This window comes from Streptomyces sp. NPDC096311, assembly GCF_044763085.1.
In the GTDB taxonomy this organism is placed as follows: domain Bacteria; phylum Actinomycetota; class Actinomycetes; order Streptomycetales; family Streptomycetaceae; genus Streptomyces.
In genome coordinates, this window is the sequence record NZ_JBIWFN010000006.1 from 419,669 (window position 1) to 442,677 (window position 23,009).

The following is a 23,009-nucleotide window of genomic DNA, read 5'->3' on the forward strand; positions in this document are numbered from 1 at the left end:
GCTGGGTTACGTGCAGCGCCTCTATGACTTTCTCCGCAGGCACCCGACGTGGGTCGACAGCTTCTGGGCCGTCGTCCTGCTCGGGATCTCCGGCGTGAGCCTGACCAATGTCAACGGCGCCGCCGACCGGCACGGGCCGCTCGCCGCGGCGCTCCCGATCGCCGTCGTACTGAGTCTGGTCGTCGCGCTGCGCCGTCGTATGCCCGAGAAGATGCTGGTCGTGGCCGCAGCCATGGGCTTCGCCCAGCTGGGCCTGGACGTCGAAGTGGTGCCCGCGGACTTCGCGATGCTGGTGATCATCTACACCGTCGCCGCGGACGGCGCCCGCTGGGCCTCCCGCTTCGCGCTGATCGGCGGTCTGTGCGCGGCCCCCCTCGCGCAGATCCGCTGGCCCCAGGTGGACTCGGGCTCGGTGAGCAACGTGCTGATAGCGGTCTTCCAGACCGTTCCGTTCGCGCTCGCCTGGGTGCTCGGCGACTCCATCCGCACCCGCCGCGCCTACCTCGCCCAGTTGGAGGAGCGCGCCGCCCGTCTGGAGAAGGAGCGCGAGGCGCAGTCGAAGGTGGCCGTCGCGGCCGAGCGCGCCCGGATCGCCCGCGAACTGCACGACGTGGTCGCGCACAACGTCTCGGTGATGGTGGTCCAGGCAGACGGCGCCGCCTACGTCATGGACACCGCCCCCGAGCAGGCCAGGAAGGCCCTCGAGACCATCTCCGGGACCGGTCGCCAGGCCCTCGCCGAGATGCGCCGCCTGCTCGGCGTGCTGCGCACCGGCGAGCACCAGGAGAGCGGTGAGTACGTGCCCCAGCCCGACGTCGAGCAGCTCGACGACCTCATCGAGCAGTGCCGCACCTCGGGCCTGCCCGTCGACTTCAAGGTCGAGGGCACCCCGCGTCCGCTGCCCAGCGGAGTGGAGCTCACGGCGTACCGCATCGTCCAGGAGGCGCTCACCAACACGCGCAAGCACGGTGGCCCGAACGCGGGCGCGAGCGTGCGCCTGGTCTACTTCGACGACGGGCTCGGGCTGCTCGTCGAGGACGACGGCAAAGGTGCGCCCCACGAGCTGTACGAGGAGGGCGGCGCCGACGGCCAGGGGCACGGCCTGATCGGGATGCGCGAGCGCGTCGGTATGGTCGGAGGCACTCTGGACGCGGGGCCGCGCCCCGGTGGAGGCTTCCGCATCAGCGCCCTGCTGCCGCTCAAGTCGGCTCACTGACACCTGTAACGACACCTTTTGATCAGTTCCAAAAGCTTTCTGACCGTTGATGGAGAGGGAAGAGACCCCGATGGCGATCCGCGTGATGCTCGTCGACGACCAGGTGCTGCTGCGCACCGGCTTCCGGATGGTGCTCGCCGCCCAGCCGGACATGGAGGTCGTGGCCGAGGCGGGCGACGGCGTCGAGGCCCTCCAGGTTCTGCGGTCGACCGCGGTCGACGTGGTGCTGATGGACGTACGCATGCCGAAGCTGGACGGTGTGGAGACCACCCGTCGCATCTGCTTGGACCCCAACCCTCCGAAGGTGCTGATCCTCACCACCTTCGACCTCGACGAGTATGCCTTCTCCGGACTGAAGGCGGGCGCCTCCGGCTTCATGCTCAAGGACGTGCCGCCCGGCGAGCTGCTCACCGCCATCCGCTCCGTGCACAGCGGTGACGCCGTGGTCGCGCCCTCCACCACCCGGCGCCTGCTCGACCGGTTCGCGCCGATGCTGCCCCACGCCGGCAAGGAGCCCCAGCACAAGGAGCTGGAGCGGCTCACCGACCGTGAGCGCGAGGTGATGGTGCTGGTCGCGCAGGGTCTGTCGAACGGCGAGATCGCGGCCCGTCTCGTGCTGTCCGAGGCCACCGTGAAGACGCATGTGGGACGCATCCTGACCAAGCTGGGGCTGCGGGACCGGGTGCAGGTGGTGGTCCTCGCGTATGAGACGGGGCTCGTACGGGCGGGCGGGCAGCGTTGATCCGGGCCGACGGGGCGGTCGTGGGTGCGTGACCGGGGCGTGACCGGGGACCACTAGGGTCTGCGCATGCTCCTGTGGATCAACGGCCCCTTCGGGGGCGGCAAGACACAGACCGCACACGAGATCCAGCGACGGCTGCCCGGCAGTGTCGTCTGCGACCCGGAACACGCCGGCTTCGGTCTGCGCCGCATGCTGCCGCCCGAACTGCGCGGGGACTTCCAGGACTTGGCGTCCTGGCGGCAGGGTGTGGTCGAGGTGCTCGACCTGGCCCTCGGCAAGCACGACGGCGTGGTCATCGTCCCCATGACGGTCACCAACGCCCGCTATTTCGAGGAGACGGTCGGGCGACTGACCGAACTGGGCCACGACGTACGGCACTTCGCGCTCCTCGCCGAGCGCGAGACCGTACTGAAGCGGCTGCGCGAACGCGGCTTCGGACACCTCCTTCAGTACGTCGCCGGGAAGGACGCCCCGCCGCGGCACGAGAGTTGGGCCGTGCGGCAGCTCGACGACTGCCTGGAGCGGCTGCGCGAGCCGGAGTTCGCGGAGCATCTGTGGACCGACCACACGACGGTCGCCAAGACGGCCGACCGGATCGCCGTGCTCGCGGGACTCACGCTGACGCCGAACAAGGACGGGGCGGTGCGGGGACGGCTGCGGCGGGCGTGGACCGGCGCCAAGCACATCCGGTTCGACTGAGCCTCCCGAGCACCGGACATGGGGCCGCCGAGCTCGACGTGGGTCCCGCCGGGTTCGACGTGGGTCCGGCGGGTTCGGCACGGGTCCGCCGGGCTCAGCGCAGGATGCCCTCCAGGAAGTCGCTGCCCAGCCGGGCCACGACGCTGACGTCCAGCTGGTGCAGCACGTACCGCCCGCGGCGTCTCGTGGTGATCAGGCCCGCCTTCTTGAGCACGCCCAGGTGCCGGGATATCTCCGGGGCCGTCATCCCGTTCACCTGCGCCAGCTCGCCCGTGGTGAACGCGCTGCGGGCCAGGCTGCGGCAGATCCGCATCCGGACCGGATGGGACAGCGCGGTCATCCGCAGGGTCAGCTGCTCCAGCGAGAACGGTGCCGCGAGCTCCGGGGAACCGACCGGGTAGTGCAGCACCGGCTGCCAGCCGTAGCGATGCAGCACCATCAGGTGCGGCCAGCCGAGACTGGTCGGCACCAGGAGGAGCCCGCCCTCCCCGGCGGCCGTCTGGCCCTGGCCCAGCTTGTCGACCGTGATCGTCCGGCCGGTCTCGTCGAGCGTCACCGCCGGGGACACCGAGGCCATGGCCTCGGCCAGGCCCTTGTGCCGCAGGAGGTCCGTCTTGTGGCGGGCGTCCGCCGCGAGCTGGTGGCGCAGCCGGGACCAGGTCTCGGCGAAGAAGGCCTCGTCGCAGTCCTCCAGGAACTGCCGCAGCCATGCCCGGATCTGCGGCGGATCGTCCAGCAGCCGCTTGCTGAACCGCACCTGCTGGGGTCCGCGCGCGGCGGCCAGCTCCAGCGCGCGCTGCTGCAGCTCGGGGTCGGAGAGCGTGTCCCGGCCCGGCGCCGCGTACGGAAGCGCGCAGGTGAACTCCAGAGCGGCGTCCACGAACTGCTCGTCGGTCAGCTTGTCCAGCAGGTCCAGCTCCTCGGCGAGTGTCGCGCCCGGGAGCGTGGTCCCGCCGGGAATCCCCGCGTACGGCAGGAACAGGTCCGAGAACGTCGTCCGCCACAGGAAGTCGGCCTCGCACATCCGGTCCGCGAGATGCGAGTCGAGCCGGGCGGTCACACCGGTCGCCCAGCCCTGCAGCCCGGGGTGGTGACCCGGCTCGGACAGCGCGTGCAGCGCCATGCAGAGCTCGGCCAGGGGCGACGGCACGACGGAGATCCGCTCCTGCCGCAGCCCGGTGACGTCGATGTGCACGCTCATGACCTCATGGTGCACCCCGCCACTGACAACGCCGTCCCCGATTGACGGCGACCGTCAATCGAGGCGACAGCCGCCGAGGGCGAGCGCAGTCTGGGACGACCGGGGCAACCGCGGGCCTTCGGATTTCCCTCCCGTCGCGCGTTTTCCGTCCCGAGAGGCAATCAGCCATGAGCATCACCCAGCAGTACTTTCTCGACACCCACCGGGCCCGTCGGCACGGCGAGCCGGCCCCTCCGGCGCCCGGCGCGCACGACTGGCAGGTCGCTCGCGAGCTGCGCGACCTCCGGCGGTTCCGGGCGGTCGTGGCGGGCCGCCCGGCCCACGGGCGGATACGCCAGGCCCTGGGCCGGTGGCTGCGCGGACGGCGGCCGCACCCGGGCTGCTGACCGCTGTGCGGGGCGCGCAGGTTTCCGTGCGGGGCCGGCCGGTCGCCGGTCGCGGTGTGCGGTCAGCCGGGCAGCCGCTCGACGAACTCCCGGACGGCCGCCCGTACGTCCTGCGCCGTCCACTCCAGAGCGGGCGCCGCCACCGTGACCTCGGTGAGCGCGAGCCCCGGACCGCCCCGCATCCAGCTCTGGGAGAAGAGCGAGGTCTTCGTCGCCTCGGTCTGCCGCAGCGCCGCGTCCGTGAGGACGTCCGGGTCGTACGGCAGCCAGACCTGGAACTGGTGGGTGTGCGGCTCTTCCGGGTGGACGCGCACCCAGGAGACCTTGGCCTCCGTGAAACCCTCGCGCAGGGCGGCGGCGACCACGCGCGCGTGGGCCACGTACTCCGGCAGCCGGGGCAGCTCCTGGTCCAGGCCGATGAGCGCGGCGAGCACCGTGGGGAACTGCTGGAGGATCATGCCGCCGTACCGGTGCCGCCAGGTCTTCGCCTCGTCGATCAGCGTCCTCGGGCCCGCGATCACCGCCCCGCCGAAGCCTCCGAGCGACTTGTAGAACGACACGTAGACGCTGTCCGCGAGGCCCGCGATCTCGTCCAGCGGGCGGCCGAAGTGCGAGGTGCACTCCCACAGGCGGGCCCCGTCGAAGTGGACCACCGCGTCACGGTCCCGGGCGGCTTCCACGACCTCGGAGAGTTCCTCCCAGGAGGGCAGCACAAAACCGGCGTCCCTGAGCGGCAGTTCGAGCAGCAGCGCCCCGAAGGGCTCCTCGAAGTCCCGTACCTCCTGGGCCGTGGGCAGCCGGGGCTCGTCGCTCACCCGCACCGGTCGCAAGCCGCTGACCTGGCTGAACGCCTGCCGTTCATGGACCTCGGGGTGGCCGAGCGCATGGAGCGCGACGGTCGGGTTCCCGGTACGGCCGGCCCAGCAGCGCAGGGCGACCTGCTGGGCCATGGTGCCGGTGGGGAAGAAGGCGGCCGCCTCCTTGCCGAGCAGGCCCGCGACCCGCTCCTCCAGGGTCTCGACGATCTGGCCGCCGTACATGTCGACGGGCCGGCCGAGGTCGTACACGCCCTCGGCGCCGTCGTTCAGCCAGGCCAGCCGCTCCCGGACCGTGGGCTGGTGGATGGGCCGCCACAGCACGCGCCGGGCCGCCCGCAGCGCGGCACGCCGCCGCTCCAGCAGCCGCTCGGCCGCCTCTTGCGGATCCTGGCCCGCGCTCTCCGGGGCCTGCCCCGCCGTCTCAGGGTCCTGTCCCACCGTCATCGGGTCCTGTCCCGCCGTCGCATCCGCCGTATCGCTCATCCCCGGATGATGTCGCGCGCGGCCCCGCCCCGGCATCCTCGTTTTCCGCACCCCCCACGACCTGCGCAAACCCACAGGCTGTGGACAACGAAAACGACGCTCGAACCAATCGCGTTAACATGACGAGAAATCGTCCGGTACCCCGAGCGGACTGGAACGGAAGGCCGCCGTCGAGTGAGTACATTCCCCCAGCCAGACCCCAAGGACCGCCCCGCGCGGCTCACCGTCGGCGTTGTCGGCGCGGGCCGGGTCGGCCCCGCCCTCGCCGCGGCGCTCCAGCTCGCCGGGCACCGCCCGGTGGCCGTCTCCGGGGTCTCCGACGCCTCCAGGCGGCGGGCCGCCCTGCTCCTGCCCGACGTGCCGCTGCTCTCCCCGGCGCAGGTCCTGGAGCGCTCCGACCTGGTCCTGCTGACCGTCCCGGACGACGCCCTGCCCGGCCTCGTCGAGGGGCTCGCCGAGACGGGCGCCATCCGACCCGGACAGCTGCTCGTGCACACCTCCGGGCGGTACGGCGCGCGGGTGCTCGACCCGGCGCTCAGAGCGGGCGCCCTGCCGCTCGCGCTGCACCCCGCCATGACGTTCACCGGCACCCCCGTGGACGTGCAGCGGCTCGCCGGATGCTCCTTCGGGGTCACCGCGCCCGAACAGCTGCGCCTGGCCGCCGAGGCCCTGGTGATCGAGATGGGCGGCGAGCCCGAGTGGATCGCCGAGGAGTCCCGCCCGCTCTACCACGCGGCCCTCGCGCTCGGCGCCAACCACCTGGTGACCCTGGTCGCCGAGTCCATGGAGCTGCTGCGCACCGCCGGCGTGGAGGCCCCGGACCGGATGCTCGGCCCGCTGCTCGGCGCCGCCCTCGACAACGCCCTCAGGTCGGGCGACGCCGCCCTCACCGGGCCCGTCGCGCGCGGAGACGCCGGCACGGTCGCCGCGCACGTCGCCGAACTGCGCAAGCACGCCCCGGGGACCGTCGCCGGCTATCTCGCGATGGCCCGCGCGACCGCCGACCGGGCGCTGGCCCACGGCCTGCTGAAGCCGGAACTCGCCGAGGACCTCCTCGGGGTACTCGCCGACGGCGCGGCCCTGCCCGACGACGGGAGCGACCGATGACCACCGCCCTGCTGCGCACCGCCGACGAGCTGCACGCGCGCGTACGGCGCGGCGGCCGGGCCGTCGTGATGACCATGGGCGCCCTGCACGAGGGCCACGCCACGCTGATCCGCGCAGCCCGCGAGATCGCCGGGCCCGAGGGCGAGGTCGTCGTCACGGTCTTCGTGAACCCGCTCCAGTTCGGCGCGGGCGAGGACCTCGACCGCTACCCACGCACCCTCGACGCCGACCTCAAGATCGCCGAGGAGGCGGGCGCGGACGCCGTGTTCGCCCCCTCCGTGGACGAGGTCTACCCCGGCGGCGACCCCCAGGTCCGCCTCTCCGCGGGCCCCATGGGCGAGCGCCTGGAGGGCGCCGTGCGCCCCGGTCACTTCGACGGCATGCTCACCGTCGTCGCCAAGCTGCTGCACCTCACCCGGCCCGACGCGGCGCTGTTCGGGCAGAAGGACGCCCAGCAGCTCGCCCTGATCCGCCGCATGGTGCGCGACCTGAACTTCGGCGTGGAGATCGTCGGCGTGCCCACCGCGCGCGAGGAGGACGGGCTCGCCCTCTCCAGCCGCAACCGCTACCTCTCACCCGAGGAGCGGCGCACCGCGCTCGCCCTCTCGCAGGCCCTCTTCGCGGGCCGCGACCGGCACGCCGCCCAGGAGGCCCTGCGCGCCCGGGCCCGCGAAGTGCCCGCCACACGCGCGCGTGCCGAGGCGCTGAGCGCGATCGGCGAATCCCGCGCCGCCGCCGACGCGCACGCGGTCGCCAAGGCCGTACCCGGCGCCCCCGCCGCCGTCCGCGCCGCCGCCCGCCTCGTCCTGGACGAGGCCGCCCGCCTCCAGCCGCCGCTGGTCCTGGACTACCTGGCGCTGGTCGATCCGTCCGACTTCACCGAGATCGAGGACGAGTTCACCGGCGAGGCGGTCCTCGCCGTCGCCGCCCGGGTCGGCACGACCCGCCTGATCGACAACCTCCCCCTCACCTTCGGAGCCGCCTCGTGACCGCCACAGGCACAGGTACACCTACGGGTACTGGCATACGACTGCACGCACCCGCCCCCGGCTGGGCCCTCACCGCGGACGTGGTGGTCGTCGGCTCCGGCGTCGCGGGCCTCACCGCGGCGCTGCGCTGCGAGGCCGCGGGCCTGAAGACCGTCGTCGTCACCAAAGCCCGCCTCGACGACGGCTCCACACGCTGGGCGCAGGGCGGCATCGCCGCGGCCCTCGGTGAGGGCGACACCCCGGAGCAGCACCTCGAGGACACCCTCGTCGCGGGGGCGGGCCTGTGCGACGAGGACGCGGTGCGCATCCTCGTCACCGAGGGGCCCGACGCCGTACGCCGCCTGATCGAGACCGGCGCCCACTTCGACGAGTCCTCCGAAGGCGGCCTGGAACTCACCCGTGAGGGCGGCCACCACCGCCGCCGCATCGCGCACGCGGGCGGCGACGCGACGGGCGCCGAGATCTCCCGGGCCCTCGTCGAGGCGGTACGCGCGCGTGGCCTGCGCACGGTCGAGAACGCGCTCGTCCTGGACCTCCTCACGGACTCCGACGGGCGCACCGCGGGTGTGACCCTCCACGTCATGGGAGAGGGCCAGCACGACGGCGTGGGAGCCGTCCACGCCCCCAACGTGGTCCTCGCCACCGGCGGCATGGGCCAGGTCTTCTCCGCGACCACCAACCCGTCGGTCTCCACGGGCGACGGCGTGGCACTCGCGCTGCGCGCGGGCGCCGAGGTCTCCGACCTCGAATTCGTCCAGTTCCACCCGACCGTGCTCTTCCTCGGCCCGGACGCCGAGGGCCAGCAGCCGCTGGTGTCGGAGGCGGTACGCGGCGAGGGCGCCCACCTGGTCGACGCGGACGGCGTGCGCTTCATGGCCGGCCAGCACGAGCTGGCCGAACTGGCGCCCCGGGACATCGTCGCCAAGGGCATCATGCGGCGCATGCAGGAGCAGGACGCCGAGCACATGTACCTCGACGCCCGGCACTTCGGCGCCGACATGTGGGAGCACCGCTTCCCGACCATCCTCGCCGCCTGCCGTGCCCACGGCATCGACCCGGTCACCGAGCCCGTCCCGGTCGCCCCGGCCGCCCACTACGCCTCCGGAGGCGTTCGTACGGACGCCCGCGGCCACACCACGGTGCCCGGCCTCTACGCGTGCGGCGAGGTCGCCTGCACCGGCGTCCACGGTGCCAACCGGCTCGCCTCCAACTCCCTCCTGGAGGGCCTCGTCTACGCCGAGCGCATCGCCGCGGACATCGCGCGGAGCCGCTCGGAGAACGGCCTCCACGCGCGCGTGCCCGTACCGGTCCCGCACCCCGAGAAGCCCGCCCACCCCCTGCTCGCCCCCGAGGCCCGGTTCGCGATCCAACGGATCATGGCGGACGGCGCCGGTGTACTGCGCTCCGCCGAGTCCCTCGCGACCGCCACCGGCCGGCTCCAGCAGCTCCACACCGACGCCCGCGACGCCCTCGACGAGAACGGCAAGACCTCCGAGCCCGGCGTCGACACCTGGGAGGCCACCAACCTCCTGTGCGTGGCCCGGGTCCTGGTCGCGGCCGCGCGCCTGCGCGAGGAGACTCGTGGCTGCCACTGGCGCGAGGACCACGCCGACCGCGACGACGCCGACTGGCGCCGCCACATCGTCGTACGACTGAATCCCGACCGCACGCTGGCCGTACACACCACGGACACCGCAGACTTCCCCCCGACCCTCCAGCAGACCTCCGGCTCCCCCCGACCAGGGGGGACCTCCGTGCCCCAGCGCCCTCAGGAGCAGTGACAGCAGTGAGCACCCCCGACCTTCCCCTCGCCCAGAGCGGCGGCTGCGGCGACGGCTGCGGCTGCGGCGCCGAAGCGGACGACGACGCGTACATGGAGTGCGGCCTCGACCCCGCGCTCGCCCAGCTCCTCGCCGACGCAGGACTCGACCCGCTGGAGGTCGAGGACATCGCGAACGTCGCCATCCAGGAGGACCTCGACCACGGCGTGGACGTGACGACCGTCGCGACCATTCCCGAGGACGCCGTCTCCACCGCCGACTTCGTCGCCCGTGACGCGGGCGTCGTCGCCGGCCTGCGGGTGGCCGAGGCGGTCATCTCCGTGGTCTGCACCGACGAGTTCGAGGTGGAGCGGCACGTCGAGGACGGCGACCGGGTCGAGGAGGGCCAGAAGCTCCTCAGCGTCACCACCCGCACCCGCGACCTCCTCACCGCCGAGCGCAGCGCGCTGAACCTGCTGTGCCGGCTGTCCGGCATCGCGACCGCCACACGCGCGTGGGCGGACGCCCTGGAGGGCACCAGCACCCGCGTGCGCGACACCCGCAAGACGACGCCGGGCCTGCGCGCCCTGGAGAAGTTCGCGGTGCGCATGGGCGGTGGCGTCAACCACCGCATGTCGTTGTCGGACGCGGCGCTGGTCAAGGACAACCACGTGGTCGCCGCCGGCGGCGTCGCCCAGGCCTTCGAGGCCGTTCGCGAAGCCTTCCCGGAGGTGCCGATCGAGGTCGAGGTCGACACGCTGCACCAGCTGCGCGAGGTCGTGGACGCGGGCGCCGACCTGATCCTTCTCGACAACTTCACGCCCGTCGAATGCGAGGAGGCGGTGGCCATCGTGGAGGGCCGGGCGCTCCTCGAAGCCTCGGGGCGGCTCACGCTCGCGGGCGCCGGGGTGTACGCGAAGACCGGCGTCGACTTCCTGGCCGTGGGCGCGCTGACCCACTCCTCGCCGATCCTGGACATCGGCCTCGACCTGCGCGAGGCGTCGACGGACGAGGTATCGACGGGCCAGGCCTCGACGGACGAGGCGGAGTAGGACCCATGCTGCTCACCATCGATGTCGGCAACACGCACACCGTCCTCGGTCTCTTCGACGGCGAGGAGATCGTCGAGCACTGGCGCATCTCCACGGACGCCCGCCGCACCGCCGACGAGCTCGCCGTGCTCCTCCAGGGCCTGATGGGCATGCATCCGCTGCTCGGCGAGGAACTGGGCGACGGCATCGACGGCATCGCGATCTGCGCCACCGTCCCGTCCGTGCTGCACGAACTGCGCGAGGTGACCCGCCGCTACTACGGCGACGTGCCCGCCGTGCTGGTCGAGCCCGGCGTGAAGACCGGCGTGCCGATCCTCACGGACAACCCCAAGGAGGTCGGCGCGGACCGCATCATCAACTCGGTCGCCGCCGTGGAGCTCTACGGGGGGCCGGCGATCGTCGTCGACTTCGGTACGGCGACCACTTTCGACGCGGTGAGTGCGCGGGGTGAGTACGTCGGCGGTGTCATCGCGCCCGGGATCGAGATCTCCGTGGACGCGCTCGGGGTCAAGGGGGCTCAGCTGCGCAAGATCGAGGTGGCTCGGCCGCGGGCGGTCATCGGCAAGAACACCGTCGAGGCGATGCAGTCCGGGATCATCTACGGGTTCGCGGGGCAGGTCGACGGGGTCGTCAACCGGATGGTGCGCGAGCTGGCGGAGGATCCCGACGACGTCACCGTCATCGCTACGGGTGGGCTGGCGCCGATGGTTCTCGGCGAGTCCTCCGTCATCGACGAGCACGAGCCGTGGCTCACGCTGATCGGCCTGCGCCTGGTCTACGAACGCAACGTGTCCCGCACCTGACCACCCTCGCCCCCACCGCCCGTACCCGTCGGACGGGCTGAAGGGTGGGGGCCGGGGAGCGGTCTGCGATGCGACCTTCGGCCTCGCCTTCACACACCGGTCGAGCCGAGGCTCTCAGGGGCGCGGGGAACCGCGCGCCCAGCCCCCACCGGCCGTCAGCCGAACGAACTCGGGTGGGCGGGGAATGCGGGGCGAAGCCCCCCGCCCCGGGGGCGCGGGGAACTGCGCGGGCAACCCCCGCCGCCCCGCAGGCGAGGGGCTCGGGTGGACGGGGGTTCGGGGCGGAGCCGCGGCAGGGGGCGCAGGGGACACTCACCCGCGGTCGAACCCCCCGCCGACCCTCGCCGACCCCCGCCGACCCCCGGAGGGACACGCGCAGGCGCTATGCGGATTTTGTCTGATTAGCGCGTATCGTCACCGCATGCCCACGCCCTACGGATCCCGCGGCGGCATGGCGTTCGGAGCACAGGAGCTGCGTGTGCTCCGTCGCGCTCTCGCCCTCGCCCTCCACCCCACCCCCGCCTCGGCCGAAGACGTCCAGGACTGCCTCCGTCTCGCCGAGTCCGTCGACGAGGCGGCCCGCGAGGGAGCCAGGCTCAGGGCCTTCCTGCTGGCCGACCTCGCCCGCTACCGGGCCGCCCTGCCCGGCACCGCCGCGGGCTATCTCGTCCTCCTGGAGGAAGCACTCGGCTCGGGCTACCGTCCCGGCCCGGACGACCTCGCCGCGCTCCGGGCGTTGCGCGGCAACCCCACCGCCGCCGCCCTCCTGGACCGCTGCGACACCCTCGCGGAGCAGGACGTCCGTACCCGCCTCGCGGATCGCGGCACCACACCCACGGTCCCCGCCTCCCGTACCCGCCTGACGGCCCTGCCCGGCGGCCTGGCCGCGGTCTCGGCCTCGGAGGAACCCGTGAAGAAGCCTGCGGGCAGCCCCGCCGCCGAGCCGCGGCCGCAGTCCCCGGCCAGGAGCCCGCGCCCGGACCGTCCGATCCCGACCCCGGGCGAGGTCTTCCCGCCGAAGCGCAAGCCCGCGCCGCCACCGGCGAACCCGCCGCAGCAGCTCGCCGCGGGATAGCTACTCTGGGGGCATGGACTATGTCTCCGCGCTGGTGCCCCCCGTAGTGATGGCCGTGTTCTTCATCGGGTTGATCGTGACGATCGTGAAGACCCAGGGCGGGGCCAACAAGTCCAAGGAGGACGCGGTCGTCGACGCCGCCCTCGAGCGCGCGGAGAGCGCCCGCCAGGCCTCCCCCGACATCAAGGCCTGAGGCGACACCAAGGTCACATGCCCCGGCCGACGCGGCCGACGCGGCCCGCGCGTCCCCGCCGGGGCACTCATCGGCGTACGACTCATACGTTTTCATACGTTTTTCGAGTCGTACGCCCTTTTTGTTGGTGATCTCCCACTATTGTTCTGAGCTGTGCCTCGCCCATTGGGAGAACTCGAAGACTCGGTCATGACGCGGGTGTGGAAGTGGAACCGCCCGGTGACCGTTCGAGAAGTCCTGGAAGACCTTCAGCAGGAGCGGTCCATCGCGTACACCACGGTGATGACCGTTTTGGACAATCTCCATCAGAAGGGCTGGGTGCGCAGGGAGGCGGAAGGCCGGGCCTATCGATATGAGGCGGTCTCCACGCGTGCCGCCTACTCGGCCGCACTGATGAACGACGCGTGGTCCCAGAGTGACAACCCCGCCGCCGCTCTCGTCGCCTTCTTCGGGATGATGAGTGAGGAACAGCGGCGCGCGCTGCGGGATGCCGTACGCATCGCGCAAGGGCCTGAAGAAGGTCCCGAACAAGGCGAGGGCGGCGGCGAAACACGTGTAACCCCTGACGCAGCCGGCGAGAAGCCAGTCGAGGCGTCCGGTGAGAAGCAGGGTGAGAAGCCGGGCGAGAACCCCGACTCCGGCCCGGGCGGCACCGGGCGATAGCGTCCGCCCATGCCAGCAGAGCATCCAGCACCGCGTCCCGAAGACACCGCAAAAGCCGTCACCGTCCGGCGGGCCAGGACCAGTGATGTCCCGGCCGTGCGCCGCCTCCTCGACGCGAACGTCCGCCGTAGCATCCTGCTCGACAAAGCGACGGTGACGCTTTACGAGGACATCCAGGAGTTCTGGGTCGCGGAACGCGACGACAACGCCGAGGTGGTCGGCTGTGGTGCGCTGCACGTCATGTGGGAAGACCTCGCGGAAGTCCGCACTCTCGCGGTGAACCCCGTGGTCAAGGGCGTCGGCGTCGGTCATCAGTTGCTGGAGAAGTTGCTCCAGACCGCCCGCTGGCTCGGCGTTCGCCGGGTTTTCTGTCTGACCTTCGAAGTCGACTTCTTCGCGAAGCACGGCTTCGTGGAGATCGGCGAGACGCCCGTCGACAGGGATGTCTACGCCGAGCTGCTGCGTTCCTATGACGAGGGCGTCGCGGAGTTCCTCGGTCTCGAACGAGTGAAACCGAACACCTTGGGCAACAGTCGCATGCTTCTGCATCTGTGATCGCCGGCGACTATTCCGTCCGACCGCCTTGCCCGCGTTCCCTATGTCCGAAACGCGCATGTTTCCGGTCTTCCAGCGGCCCCCGAGTCTCACCCAGGGGTTTGTGTTTTTCCAGCAAAAGCGGTTTGCTTTCCGACGTACTGCAGTACTGCATATAACAGGGGACGTGAAACAGCGGCACACGCCGCAGGCCCTCGACCCTCACGTTATCGATGAAAGGAAATCCGGTGGCACAGAAGGTTCAGGTCCTTCTTGTCGACGACCTCGACGGTGGCGAGGCGGACGAGACCGTGACGTTCGCGCTGGACGGCAAGACGTACGAAATCGATCTCACGACCGCCAATGCGGACAAGCTCCGTGGCCTTCTCGAGGCCTACGTGAAGGGTGGCCGTCGTACGGGAGGCCGCGCTGCCGGAGGGCGTGGAAAGGCGCGTGTCGCTTCCGGTGGCAGCCAGGACACCGCGCAGATCCGCGCGTGGGCGAAGGAGAACGGTTACGAGGTCAACGACCGTGGCCGCGTTCCGGCGTCCATTCGCGAGGCCTACGAGAAGGCCAACGGCTGAGTCGAGGCCCATGGCCCAGTTGCCCAGCCAAGGTCTACGAGTAGGCCGGCGGCTGGGCGCACGCGCGTCGCAGCCGGACCCGGTGGCACTGTGTCGCCACCGTGTCCACGAGTCGTACGAGATCGGGGGCGCCCCCACCGCCCCCCACGGCCGACAGGGTCGGCAACGAGGGTTCCACCTCGCACCCCGGCTCGGGGGGCCGCAGCCACACGGCGGCCCCCTGTGGACCGGACCCGCCGGGCCTGTCCGTCCCGGCCCCGTCCGCGGTGAGTGGCCCCTCGGGCATCCCCGGCGGCAGCGGAGCCTCGATGCTCCCGCCCGCGCCGATCGCCGTGAGATCGAGCGCCAGAGCGCCCCACTCCAGCCAGTCGAGCAGCCCCGGCAGCTCCTCCGCGCTTCCCGCGGCCACCAGGAGCCACATCCGCTTCCCGTGCCGAGCCGGCCCCTTCTCACGCCGAGCCGCCGGATCCTCGCACGGTGCCGATCGGCATGCGTGCAGTGCCACCGGAGAGGCCGGTCCCAGGTGTCGCAGGGCCCTGACACCCGCTTCCGCAGGGACGTCCAGGACGTCGAAGCGCAGGCCGGCGGCCAGTCGTAGCGGCGAACCGGGCACTGTCGCCCAGCCCAGTTCGTTCTCGTACCACTGCCGCACCGGGTCGCTCGGGTGGAGCGGGCGGCGGGGGAGGGGGACAGTGGGAAGCATGTCAGGAGCAACCGTCAGAAGGGCTCCAGAGTTACGCTGGGTGTTTCATCATGTGCGCTGAGTGTCGAAAGAAGAGGCTTGCGGGGGCGGCCGGTGGCGCAAGGATGTTCGCCCATAGCGGAGGGAACCGGTGCGCGCGGCATGGAGTGTCAGTGCGTACGGGTAAGACATCCCTAGTGGGAAGGGCGACACGCATGGCTCGGGCATCTCACGTTCGCCATCGGCGTACAGCTGGTGAGGGTATCTGCCTGGCCTGCGGGAACATCGTCTCGCACCATCAGGTTGGAGCAGATGTCGGCGTTCGGGGTCAGGAGGCCAAGGACGGTGTCGGCAGTTGGAATGAGCGGTCCCCGCTTGCGGGACTAAGCTGCGGAAGGACAGCGAGGGGAGCGTCCCCTCACTGCCTGACCGCTCTGAGGAGCGATTAACGATGTTCGAGAGGTTCACCGACCGCGCGCGGCGGGTTGTCGTCCTGGCTCAGGAAGAAGCCCGGATGCTCAACCACAACTACATCGGCACCGAGCACATCCTCCTGGGCCTGATCCACGAGGGTGAGGGTGTCGCCGCTAAGGCCCTGGAGAGCCTCGGGATTTCGCTCGAGGCGGTCCGCCAGCAGGTGGAGGAGATCATCGGGCAGGGGCAGCAGGCCCCGTCCGGGCACATCCCCTTCACCCCCCGTGCCAAGAAGGTCCTGGAGCTCTCGCTCCGCGAGGCCCTTCAGCTGGGCCACAACTACATCGGCACGGAGCACATCCTGCTCGGCCTGATCCGAGAGGGCGAGGGCGTCGCCGCCCAGGTCCTGGTCAAGCTGGGCGCAGACCTCAACCGGGTGCGGCAGCAGGTCATCCAGCTGCTCTCCGGCTACCAGGGCAAGGAGACCGCCACCGCCGGCGGTCCTGCCGAGGGCACCCCCTCCACGTCCCTGGTCCTCGATCAGTTCGGCCGGAACCTCACCCAGGCCGCTCGTGAGTCCAAGCTCGACCCGGTCATCGGGCGCGAGAAGGAGATCGAGCGGGTCATGCAGGTGCTGTCCCGCCGGACCAAGAACAACCCGGTCCTCATCGGCGAGCCCGGCGTCGGCAAGACCGCCGTCGTCGAGGGACTGGCGCAGGCCATCGTCAAGGGCGAGGTGCCCGAGACCCTCAAGGACAAGCACCTCTACACCCTCGACCTGGGCGCGCTGGTCGCCGGTTCCCGCTACCGCGGTGACTTCGAGGAGCGGCTGAAGAAGGTCCTCAAGGAGATCCGCACCCGCGGCGACATCATCCTGTTCATCGACGAGCTGCACACGCTCGTGGGTGCGGGTGCCGCCGAGGGCGCCATCGACGCGGCGTCGATCCTGAAGCCGATGCTGGCGCGCGGTGAGCTCCAGACCATCGGTGCGACGACCCTGGACGAGTACCGCAAGCACCTCGAGAAGGACGCGGCCCTCGAGCGCCGCTTCCAGCCGATCCAGGTGGCGGAGCCTTCCCTCCCCCACACGATCGAGATCCTCAAGGGCCTGCGCGACCGCTACGAGGCGCACCACCGGGTCTCCATCACGGACGAGGCGCTGGTCCAGGCCGCCACCCTGGCCGACCGGTACATCTCGGACCGCTTCCTGCCGGACAAGGCGATCGACCTCATCGACGAGGCCGGTTCCCGGATGCGCATCCGCCGGATGACCGCGCCGCCGGACCTCCGCGAGTTCGACGAGAAGATCGCGGGCGTCCGCCGCGACAAGGAGTCGGCCATCGACTCCCAGGACTTCGAGAAGGCGGCCTCTCTCCGCGACAAGGAGAAGCAGCTGCTGGCGGCGAAGGCCAAGCGCGAGAAGGAGTGGAAGGCCGGCGACATGGACGTCGTCGCCGAGGTCGACGGCGAGCTGATCGCCGAGGTCCTCGCGACCGCGACCGGCATCCCCGTCTTCAAGCTGACCGAGGAGGAGTCCTCGCGTCTGCTGCGCATGGAGGACGAGCTCCACAAGCGGGTCATCGGCCAGAAGGACGCCGTCAAGGCGCTCTCGAAGGCGATCCGTCGTACGCGGGCCGGTCTGAAGGACCCGAAGCGTCCGGGTGGTTCGTTCATCTTCGCGGGCCCGTCCGGTGTCGGTAAGACCGAGCTGTCCAAGGCCCTCGCCGAGTTCCTCTTCGGTGACGAGGACGCGCTGATCTCCCTCGACATGTCGGAGTTCAGCGAGAAGCACACGGTGTCGCGTCTCTTCGGTTCGCCCCCCGGATACGTGGGCTACGAAGAGGGCGGTCAGCTGACGGAGAAGGTGCGGCGCAAGCCGTTCTCGGTGGTCCTCTTCGACGAGGTCGAGAAGGCCCACCCGGACATCTTCAACTCGCTGCTGCAGATCCTGGAGGACGGTCGTCTGACCGACTCCCAGGGCCGGGTCGTGGACTTCAAGAACACGGTCATCATCATGACGACCAACCTCGGCACGCGGGACATCTCGAAGGGCTTCAACCTGGGCTTCGCGGCCACGGGTGACACGAAGTCGAACTACGAGCGCATGAAGAACAAGGTGTCGGACGAGCTCAAGCAGCACTTCCGTCCCGAGTTCCTCAACCGCGTCGACGACGTGGTCGTCTTCCCGCAGCTGACGCAGGAGGACATCCTCAAGATCGTCGACCTGATGGTCGGCAAGGTGGACGAGCGCCTCAAGGACCGGGACATGGGCATCGAGCTCTCCCAGTCCGCCAAGGAACTGCTGTCCAAGAAGGGTTACGACCCCGTCCTGGGCGCGCGGCCGCTGCGTCGCACGATCCAGCGCGAGATCGAGGACACGCTCTCGGAGAAGATCCTCTTCGGCGAGCTGCGCCCCGGTCACATCGTGGTCGTCGACACGGAGGGCGAGGGCGACACCAAGACCTTCACCTTCCGCGGTGAGGAGAAGTCGGCGCTGCCCGACGTCCCGCCGATCGAGCAGGCCGCGGGTGGGGCAGGACCCAACCTGAGCAAGGAGGCGTAGCGCTCGGCGCTCGCCTGAACGAAGGGGCTGCCCCGGGACCTCGGTCCCGGGGCAGCCCCTTTTTTTCACACCACGCTGTCCGTTTTCTCGATGGTGACGGCCGCGGTGTCCGGGAGGAACGCCAGGAGACGTTCCGGTACGTCGGTCACGTCCGGGGCGAGATGGAACGTGACCCTGCGCAGGCCGGGAAAGAGGGCCGGGACATTTGAGAGGTCTTCGTTTCCTGTGAACTTGTTGAGCCGCAGTCTCGTCACGTTCGGCAGTACCGGACCCGCGCTCCACCCGACGGCATTCCAGTTCACACGAAGTTCTTGTAGAGCGGGAAGCCGGGTGATCTCTTCGAAGTCCTCGGGGGTGAGGTTTTCGGGGAGAGTGGCCAGACTCAGCTGCTTCAGTGAGTGCATATGACTCAGGCCGCGCAATCCCGTGTGCTGCAGAGCGTTCCTGGTGAACCGCAGATACGTCAGCGGCAGATTCCGGGGGAGTACCTCATCGAGGGAGTCCCCGTGCAACGGGATGCCGATGTCGAGCAGGCGCAGAGTGCGGGACGCCGAGAGCGGTGCCAACGCTTCCGGATTCTCGAGTCCGGGCAGGCCGGCGAGCAAAAGCCATTTCAGGGGCAGCGCGGCGAGCGGGGTGAGGTCGTCGACGTACGGGCTGCCGCCGCTGACGTCCAGGTGTACGAGCCGCGCCTGATCCGACAGGAAGCTCAGATCACGCAGGACGCGGTTGTCGCGTACGACGAGTTTGGACAGCTGATCCGGCAGCAGGCCCTCGCGTATGTCGTCCGAGCCGAAGTCTCCGACGACCTGGACCATGGAGCGGCCGCCGAGGTCGCGCAGGGCCCGCAGCTGGTCGGTGGAGTGCGCGCAGAAGTACAGGTCGTCCGGTGGCAGATGGGCGATGACGTCGGCCGTGTAGCGCCGGGTGTCGAACCGGTGGGCGGTCCAGGTGAGTTGGGCCCGTACGCGCAGCACCGGATGCGACCGGAAGCGGGCGAGGACCGGGAGCGCCGCGTCCGTGCCGATGAGTGACGCGGTGATGACCACGGCCCTGGCCTGATCGTCGGTGAGCCCTTCGGGGCCGGGCAGCAGCTCCAGGACGAGTGGGCCCGCGTCGGCGAGGGTGCGGGCTTCCTCGGTCGTACGGGGCGGGATGAGCGAGGCGGCGTTCCGTTCCACGGCCGCGCGGACGTGGGGGTCGAGTTCCGTGGCGTGTTCCAGCGCGGCCAGGGCGAGAAGTCGTATACGCGTACCCGCCGTTCCGGACGTCTCCTCGGCGGACTTGGCCAAGTCGGTCAGGAGGGTGGCCCGTTCGCGGGGGCGGGCGTGGGCGACCGCCATCCGGATGACGTCCGACCACTGGGAGTCGAAGGCGCCGCGCACCAGCAGCCCGAAGTCCCCGTCCTCCACCGCCGCCCGCGCGCCCAGGTAGTCCTGGAAGGTGCGGTGGACGAACTCGACGGTGCCGAGGGTGGGTTCGCGGAGCAGGCCGCTGCGGACGAGAAGGTGGCGCAGGATCGCCGGGGCGTCGCCCTGCGCGGCGGCGGACGGGAGGGACGGCAGGACGTCGGCGACGATGCGTTCGGCACGGTCGCGGTCCATCTCGGACTGGTTGTTGCGGATGAGCCAGTAGGCCAGGCGCTGGAGGAGCTGGACCTGCGGGAGTTCCGTGAGGTGGATGCCGCCGGTGCGTTCGGGCGCGAACATGTCGCGCTCCTCGTCACGGCGCGACAGCAGCATGGACAGGGCGGCGTCGTACAGCTCCTGCCGGCCGTGCGGCAGATAGCCCCGCCGGTCGCGGTGCAGCGCGCAGATCAGCCCGCACATCAGCGGGTTGGTGGCGAGCCTGCCGAGGTCGGGCTTGGTGCCGACGGCGGTGAGGAGGGAGTGTTCGTAGCCGTCGAGGCGGTCGGTGTCCGGGGCGTCGAGCCGGGCCGCCGTGTGCCAGCGGCGGATGAAGGCGGTGACGTCGTCGCGGCCCATGGGGATGAGGGCGAGTTCGGTGAAGCCGTCGGGGGTGAGCCAGTCCTCGCGGACGGCCGAGGGGCGGGAGGTGACCAGCCACTGGTTGCCGGGATAGACGTCCAGCAGCTCGCGCAGCCAGCGGCGGGTCCGCTCGCGGTCGCGTTCGGGGATCTCGTCGATGCCGTCGACGAGGAGCAGCCCGCGCCCGGTGCCGAGGACGCGGTCGCTCCAGCCGTCCGGCTGGGTGGCGTGGAAGGGCACACGGGCGGCGGCGAGGAAACCGTCGGGTGCCGGGAGTCCGTCGGGGCGGCGTACGAGGGTGCGCAGGGGCAGGACGAACGGGATCCGGTCGCCGTGCTCGCCCCGGGCCGTGGTGACGGCCAGCCACTGCACGAGGGTGGTCTTGCCGGAGCCGGCCACTCCGCGCAGCAGCACCAGGTCCTGTTCGGCGAGGGCCTGTTCGGCGGGGAGGGTGCTGCCGGCGGCCGCGATGTGCGTCCCGCTCGGGCCGGTCGCCTCCGCGTCCTCGGTGGCCCGTACGGCCCGCAGACTGAGGTAGGCGGCGTCGAGGGGCCAGCGCTCGGGGGAGTTGACGAGATCGATGCCGTAGATGGTGAGCCGGCTGTGCTTGGTCGCGACGTACGCGAGGTACCGCTGCTCGAAGGCGGGATCTGTGCCGCCGGGCGGCGGAGTCCGCGCGATCAGCTCGTCCACCTTGGCGATGAGTTCGCTCTGCCTGCGGCTCTGCTCCACCAGCGTGCGGGCCACGAAGGCCGAGCGCTGGGTGAAGAAGTGCAGGATGTGCAGGCAGGCCGCGCTCAGGATCCGCTCGTAGAACAGGGTCGCGTCGAAGGAGAGGTCCCGCTCGGGGTTGCCGCTCGCGGCGCGCAGCTGCAGGGCGAGCGCCTCGTGACCGAGTTCCACGGCCTGTACGTCGGTCATGGTGAGGTCGCCGAGGGCGTGCAGGGTGTCGGCGAGGGCGTGGACGACGGCCTGCTCCTCGTCGGGGGCCGGCGGGCGCTCCCCGGTGCGCAGGGCTCGTGCGACCAGCTCGGCCGCCAGCGTGGTCAGCTGCTTCTCCCCGAGGGTCCGCTTCTCTCCCCTGAAGGAGACGAACCCGGAGATCCGCAGTGGCTTCTCGACGAGCCCGGCACCCGGCCCGTCCGCCACGAACAGCTTCCTGACGAGCGGCGCGACCACGCTCGAGGCCAGTTTGGCACCTATGGCTGCTGGTTCCATGACGCTCCCCCGGACGGCACGGTGACGGCTGCGCAGACCACATTAGGGCCTGTCGCAGGTTGGGGAGTGCGGTCGGGGCCGAGGGTCCCGCACGGCCTTGTGACACTCCCTCGCGGTGACATGACGCACAGGCGATTTTTCCCTTACTAGGGCGGGTAGTAGACAACCACGGGCGGGCAAAACGGACGTAATGGTGCACAACCCCTATGGGGTGCGCGGTGCCGTGGTCGGTGGTGCGGCGAGGGCCGTATGTGCCGGAACGCAGCGCCCGTATGTGGGGTTAAACGTCTCTAGCATGAAAAATCGGGCGTATTCGATACGGAGTGGGGCGTCTGTCAAGAAGCTGGAAATTTTAGGGTGAACTACGACCTGGCGTCGTAGATGAGGACTTTGTGGGACGGCCAGGATTCGGGTTACCAAGGGATGGCCCACTCGGCGACAACGTGTCCGTCGGGTGGATCTGACCCCCGTCTCCGTTCCGATGAGGTTCCGCATGTCGAAGCGCGTCACGTCCCGCCACTCCCGTATGTCCCTGCTCCGCTCCAGGGCGGCCGTCCTGGCCGTCGGCGTGGGTGCCACGGCCGTACTGGGCGCCGGGGTCGCGGCCGCCGCCACCGAGGCGGCCCCGCAGGCCGCCGTGAAGACGGCCGCCACCAAGGCGACCGGCTCCTGGATCGACCCGGTGAAGAAGTACACGCTCTCCGCGGGCTTCAACCAGGCCGGCAACCTGTGGCAGCACAACCACTCCGGGCAGGACTTCGCCGTGCCCACCGGCACCGAGGTCCTCGCCGCGCACGGCGGCACCGTCGTCAAGGCCGGCGGCAACGGCGCCGGCGACGGTCCCGCGTACGGCAACGCCATCGTCATCAAGCACGGCAACGGGACCTACTCGCAGTACGCCCACCTGTCCCGGATAGACGTGCGGATCGGGCAGGTCGTCGCGACCGGCCAGCACATCGCGCTCTCCGGCAGCACCGGCAACTCCACCGGACCGCACCTGCACTTCGAGATCCGTACGACCCCGAACTACGGTTCCGCGGTCAACCCGGTGGCCTTCCTGCGCGGCCAGGGCGTGACCGTCTAAGACGCTTCACGGGTGATGCCGGCGCCGCCGTGCGCCTGCGTCACCAAGTCGATCGCGACCTCCAGGACAGCCTCGCGCTTCTCCTCGGGGTCGCCTTCGACGTCCTTGAGCAAAAACATCCCGGCGTGCATCGAGAACAGCGCGCTGATGCAGCGCACTTGGTCCGTCAGATCGGCGTCCGGCTCCTTGAGCAGGCCGACCATCCGGATCATGCGGTCCTTGAAGTCCTCGCCCGTACGCAGCTCGCGGACGGCCGCCTGGTTCTCCTGCATGAAGCGGAAGAGCGGGGCCGCCTCGGCGAGCGCGTTGCTGTAGCGGCGCAGGATCTCCTGCTTCGTCTCCAGGGTGCGAGGCTGCTGCCGTGCCCACTCGATCAGCTCGTCCATGGGCCTGGACAGGTCCTGGAAGAGGCTGATGAGGATGTCTTCCTTGGTCTTGAAGTGGTAGTAGAGCGCCGCCTTCGTGACGTCGAGGTGCTCGGCGATCTCGCGCAGCGAGGTCTTCTCGTAGCCGTGCTCGGAGAAGAGTTCGAGGGCGACGTCCTGGATCCGCTGGCGGGTGTCCCCGCGGCGCTGTCGCTTGGTGCCGTCCATGGTGTCGCCGCCCATCCCTGCGCTCCTCGCACTCCTTGAAACGTACGCGTCGTCCGACTGGCAAATCCAGGAAAACTTACTTGACGCCCGGCTAGTTACCGGTCTAACTTCCCTCAGTGTAGTCAACTTGCCGGGCGGCAAGTAAGTACCCAGGGGAGTGGA

21 protein-coding genes are annotated in these 23,009 nt (G+C 70.6%); 16 read left to right on the top strand and 5 right to left on the bottom strand.

Annotation, left to right across the window (positions count from 1 at the left end):
• The first annotated feature begins 10 nt into the window (after nt 1-10).
• From ACIRA5_RS18525 to ACIRA5_RS18535, 3 genes are all read left to right on the top strand, one after another.
• Nucleotides 11-1,216, top strand: coding sequence for a sensor histidine kinase (locus ACIRA5_RS18525; protein ID WP_403691862.1), 1,206 nt, complete (start codon nt 11-13; stop codon nt 1,214-1,216).
• A 70-nt stretch (nt 1,217-1,286) separates the two neighbouring features.
• On the top strand, nt 1,287-1,958 hold the full coding sequence (locus ACIRA5_RS18530) for a response regulator transcription factor (protein ID WP_352050013.1): 672 nt from the start codon (nt 1,287-1,289) through the stop codon (nt 1,956-1,958).
• Nucleotides 1,959-2,024: 66 nt separating this feature from the next.
• Nucleotides 2,025-2,657, top strand: a complete 633-nt coding sequence (locus tag ACIRA5_RS18535; RefSeq protein ID WP_403691863.1) for an AAA family ATPase — start codon at nt 2,025-2,027, stop codon at nt 2,655-2,657.
• A 94-nt stretch (nt 2,658-2,751) separates the two neighbouring features.
• On the opposite strand, the gene ACIRA5_RS18540 is transcribed toward ACIRA5_RS18535, so the two are convergent.
• Entirely contained in the window at nt 2,752-3,858 is a 1,107-nt protein-coding gene (locus tag ACIRA5_RS18540; RefSeq protein ID WP_403691865.1) for a DUF5937 family protein, read from the bottom strand.
• 167 nt (nt 3,859-4,025) lie between these two features.
• On the opposite strand from ACIRA5_RS18540, the gene ACIRA5_RS18545 reads away from it, so the two are divergent.
• A complete protein-coding gene (locus ACIRA5_RS18545; RefSeq protein ID WP_403691866.1) occupies nt 4,026-4,244 on the top strand; it encodes a hypothetical protein in 219 nt (72 codons plus the stop codon).
• Nucleotides 4,245-4,306: 62 nt separating this feature from the next.
• Here the strand turns inward: ACIRA5_RS18545 and ACIRA5_RS18550 are convergent, their stop codons facing one another.
• Complete coding sequence (locus ACIRA5_RS18550; protein ID WP_403691868.1) at nt 4,307-5,545, bottom strand: threonine aldolase family protein; 1,239 nt, start codon at nt 5,543-5,545, stop codon at nt 4,307-4,309.
• Between the two features lie 174 nt (nt 5,546-5,719).
• Between ACIRA5_RS18550 and ACIRA5_RS18555 the strand changes: the two genes are divergently transcribed.
• From ACIRA5_RS18555 to ACIRA5_RS18600, 10 genes are all read left to right on the top strand, one after another.
• Nucleotides 5,720-6,652 (top strand): Rossmann-like and DUF2520 domain-containing protein, encoded by a 933-nt coding sequence (locus ACIRA5_RS18555; RefSeq protein ID WP_403691869.1) that lies wholly within the window; start codon nt 5,720-5,722, stop codon nt 6,650-6,652.
• On the top strand, nt 6,649-7,641 hold the full coding sequence (panC, locus tag ACIRA5_RS18560) for a pantoate--beta-alanine ligase (protein ID WP_403691870.1): 993 nt from the start codon (nt 6,649-6,651) through the stop codon (nt 7,639-7,641). The genes ACIRA5_RS18555 and panC overlap by 4 nt, the downstream gene beginning before the upstream one ends.
• Nucleotides 7,638-9,422, top strand: a complete 1,785-nt coding sequence (locus ACIRA5_RS18565; protein ID WP_403691871.1) for an L-aspartate oxidase — start codon at nt 7,638-7,640, stop codon at nt 9,420-9,422. The genes panC and ACIRA5_RS18565 overlap by 4 nt, the downstream gene beginning before the upstream one ends.
• A 5-nt stretch (nt 9,423-9,427) precedes the next feature.
• Complete coding sequence (nadC, locus tag ACIRA5_RS18570) at nt 9,428-10,453, top strand: carboxylating nicotinate-nucleotide diphosphorylase (RefSeq protein ID WP_403691873.1); 1,026 nt, start codon at nt 9,428-9,430, stop codon at nt 10,451-10,453.
• 5 nt (nt 10,454-10,458) lie between these two features.
• On the top strand, nt 10,459-11,256 hold the full coding sequence (locus ACIRA5_RS18575) for a type III pantothenate kinase (RefSeq protein WP_054237503.1): 798 nt from the start codon (nt 10,459-10,461) through the stop codon (nt 11,254-11,256).
• Nucleotides 11,257-11,707: 451 nt separating this feature from the next.
• On the top strand, nt 11,708-12,331 hold the full coding sequence (locus ACIRA5_RS18580; protein WP_403691947.1) for a hypothetical protein: 624 nt from the start codon (nt 11,708-11,710) through the stop codon (nt 12,329-12,331).
• 13 nt (nt 12,332-12,344) lie between these two features.
• Nucleotides 12,345-12,524, top strand: coding sequence for a hypothetical protein (locus ACIRA5_RS18585; RefSeq protein ID WP_403691875.1), 180 nt, complete (start codon nt 12,345-12,347; stop codon nt 12,522-12,524).
• 189 nt (nt 12,525-12,713) lie between these two features.
• Nucleotides 12,714-13,187 carry a BlaI/MecI/CopY family transcriptional regulator gene (locus ACIRA5_RS18590; RefSeq protein ID WP_403691877.1) on the top strand — a complete coding sequence of 158 codons (474 nt, stop codon included), beginning with the start codon at nt 12,714-12,716 and terminating at the stop codon, nt 13,185-13,187.
• A gap of 9 nt (nt 13,188-13,196) precedes the next feature.
• On the top strand, nt 13,197-13,742 hold the full coding sequence (locus tag ACIRA5_RS18595; RefSeq protein WP_403691878.1) for an amino-acid N-acetyltransferase: 546 nt from the start codon (nt 13,197-13,199) through the stop codon (nt 13,740-13,742).
• Nucleotides 13,743-13,969: 227 nt separating this feature from the next.
• Complete coding sequence (locus ACIRA5_RS18600) at nt 13,970-14,305, top strand: Lsr2 family protein (protein ID WP_095853285.1); 336 nt, start codon at nt 13,970-13,972, stop codon at nt 14,303-14,305.
• 34 nt (nt 14,306-14,339) lie between these two features.
• Here the strand turns inward: ACIRA5_RS18600 and ACIRA5_RS18605 are convergent, their stop codons facing one another.
• Complete coding sequence (locus tag ACIRA5_RS18605; RefSeq protein WP_403691881.1) at nt 14,340-15,008, bottom strand: SCO3374 family protein; 669 nt, start codon at nt 15,006-15,008, stop codon at nt 14,340-14,342.
• A 430-nt stretch (nt 15,009-15,438) separates the two neighbouring features.
• Between ACIRA5_RS18605 and ACIRA5_RS18610 the strand changes: the two genes are divergently transcribed.
• Nucleotides 15,439-17,964, top strand: coding sequence for an ATP-dependent Clp protease ATP-binding subunit (locus tag ACIRA5_RS18610; protein WP_054237510.1), 2,526 nt, complete (start codon nt 15,439-15,441; stop codon nt 17,962-17,964).
• A gap of 65 nt (nt 17,965-18,029) precedes the next feature.
• On the opposite strand, the gene ACIRA5_RS18615 is transcribed toward ACIRA5_RS18610, so the two are convergent.
• Complete coding sequence (locus ACIRA5_RS18615; RefSeq protein ID WP_403691883.1) at nt 18,030-21,170, bottom strand: NACHT domain-containing protein; 3,141 nt, start codon at nt 21,168-21,170, stop codon at nt 18,030-18,032.
• A gap of 493 nt (nt 21,171-21,663) precedes the next feature.
• Here ACIRA5_RS18615 and ACIRA5_RS18620 point away from each other — a divergent pair, with 493 nt between their 5' ends.
• Nucleotides 21,664-22,254, top strand: coding sequence for a M23 family metallopeptidase (locus ACIRA5_RS18620; RefSeq protein ID WP_403691884.1), 591 nt, complete (start codon nt 21,664-21,666; stop codon nt 22,252-22,254).
• Here the strand turns inward: ACIRA5_RS18620 and ACIRA5_RS18625 are convergent.
• Nucleotides 22,251-22,862, bottom strand: coding sequence for a TetR/AcrR family transcriptional regulator (locus ACIRA5_RS18625; RefSeq protein WP_403691885.1), 612 nt, complete (start codon nt 22,860-22,862; stop codon nt 22,251-22,253). The two genes, ACIRA5_RS18620 and ACIRA5_RS18625, sit on opposite strands and share 4 nt — an antisense overlap.
• Between the last annotated feature and the right edge of the window lie 147 nt (nt 22,863-23,009).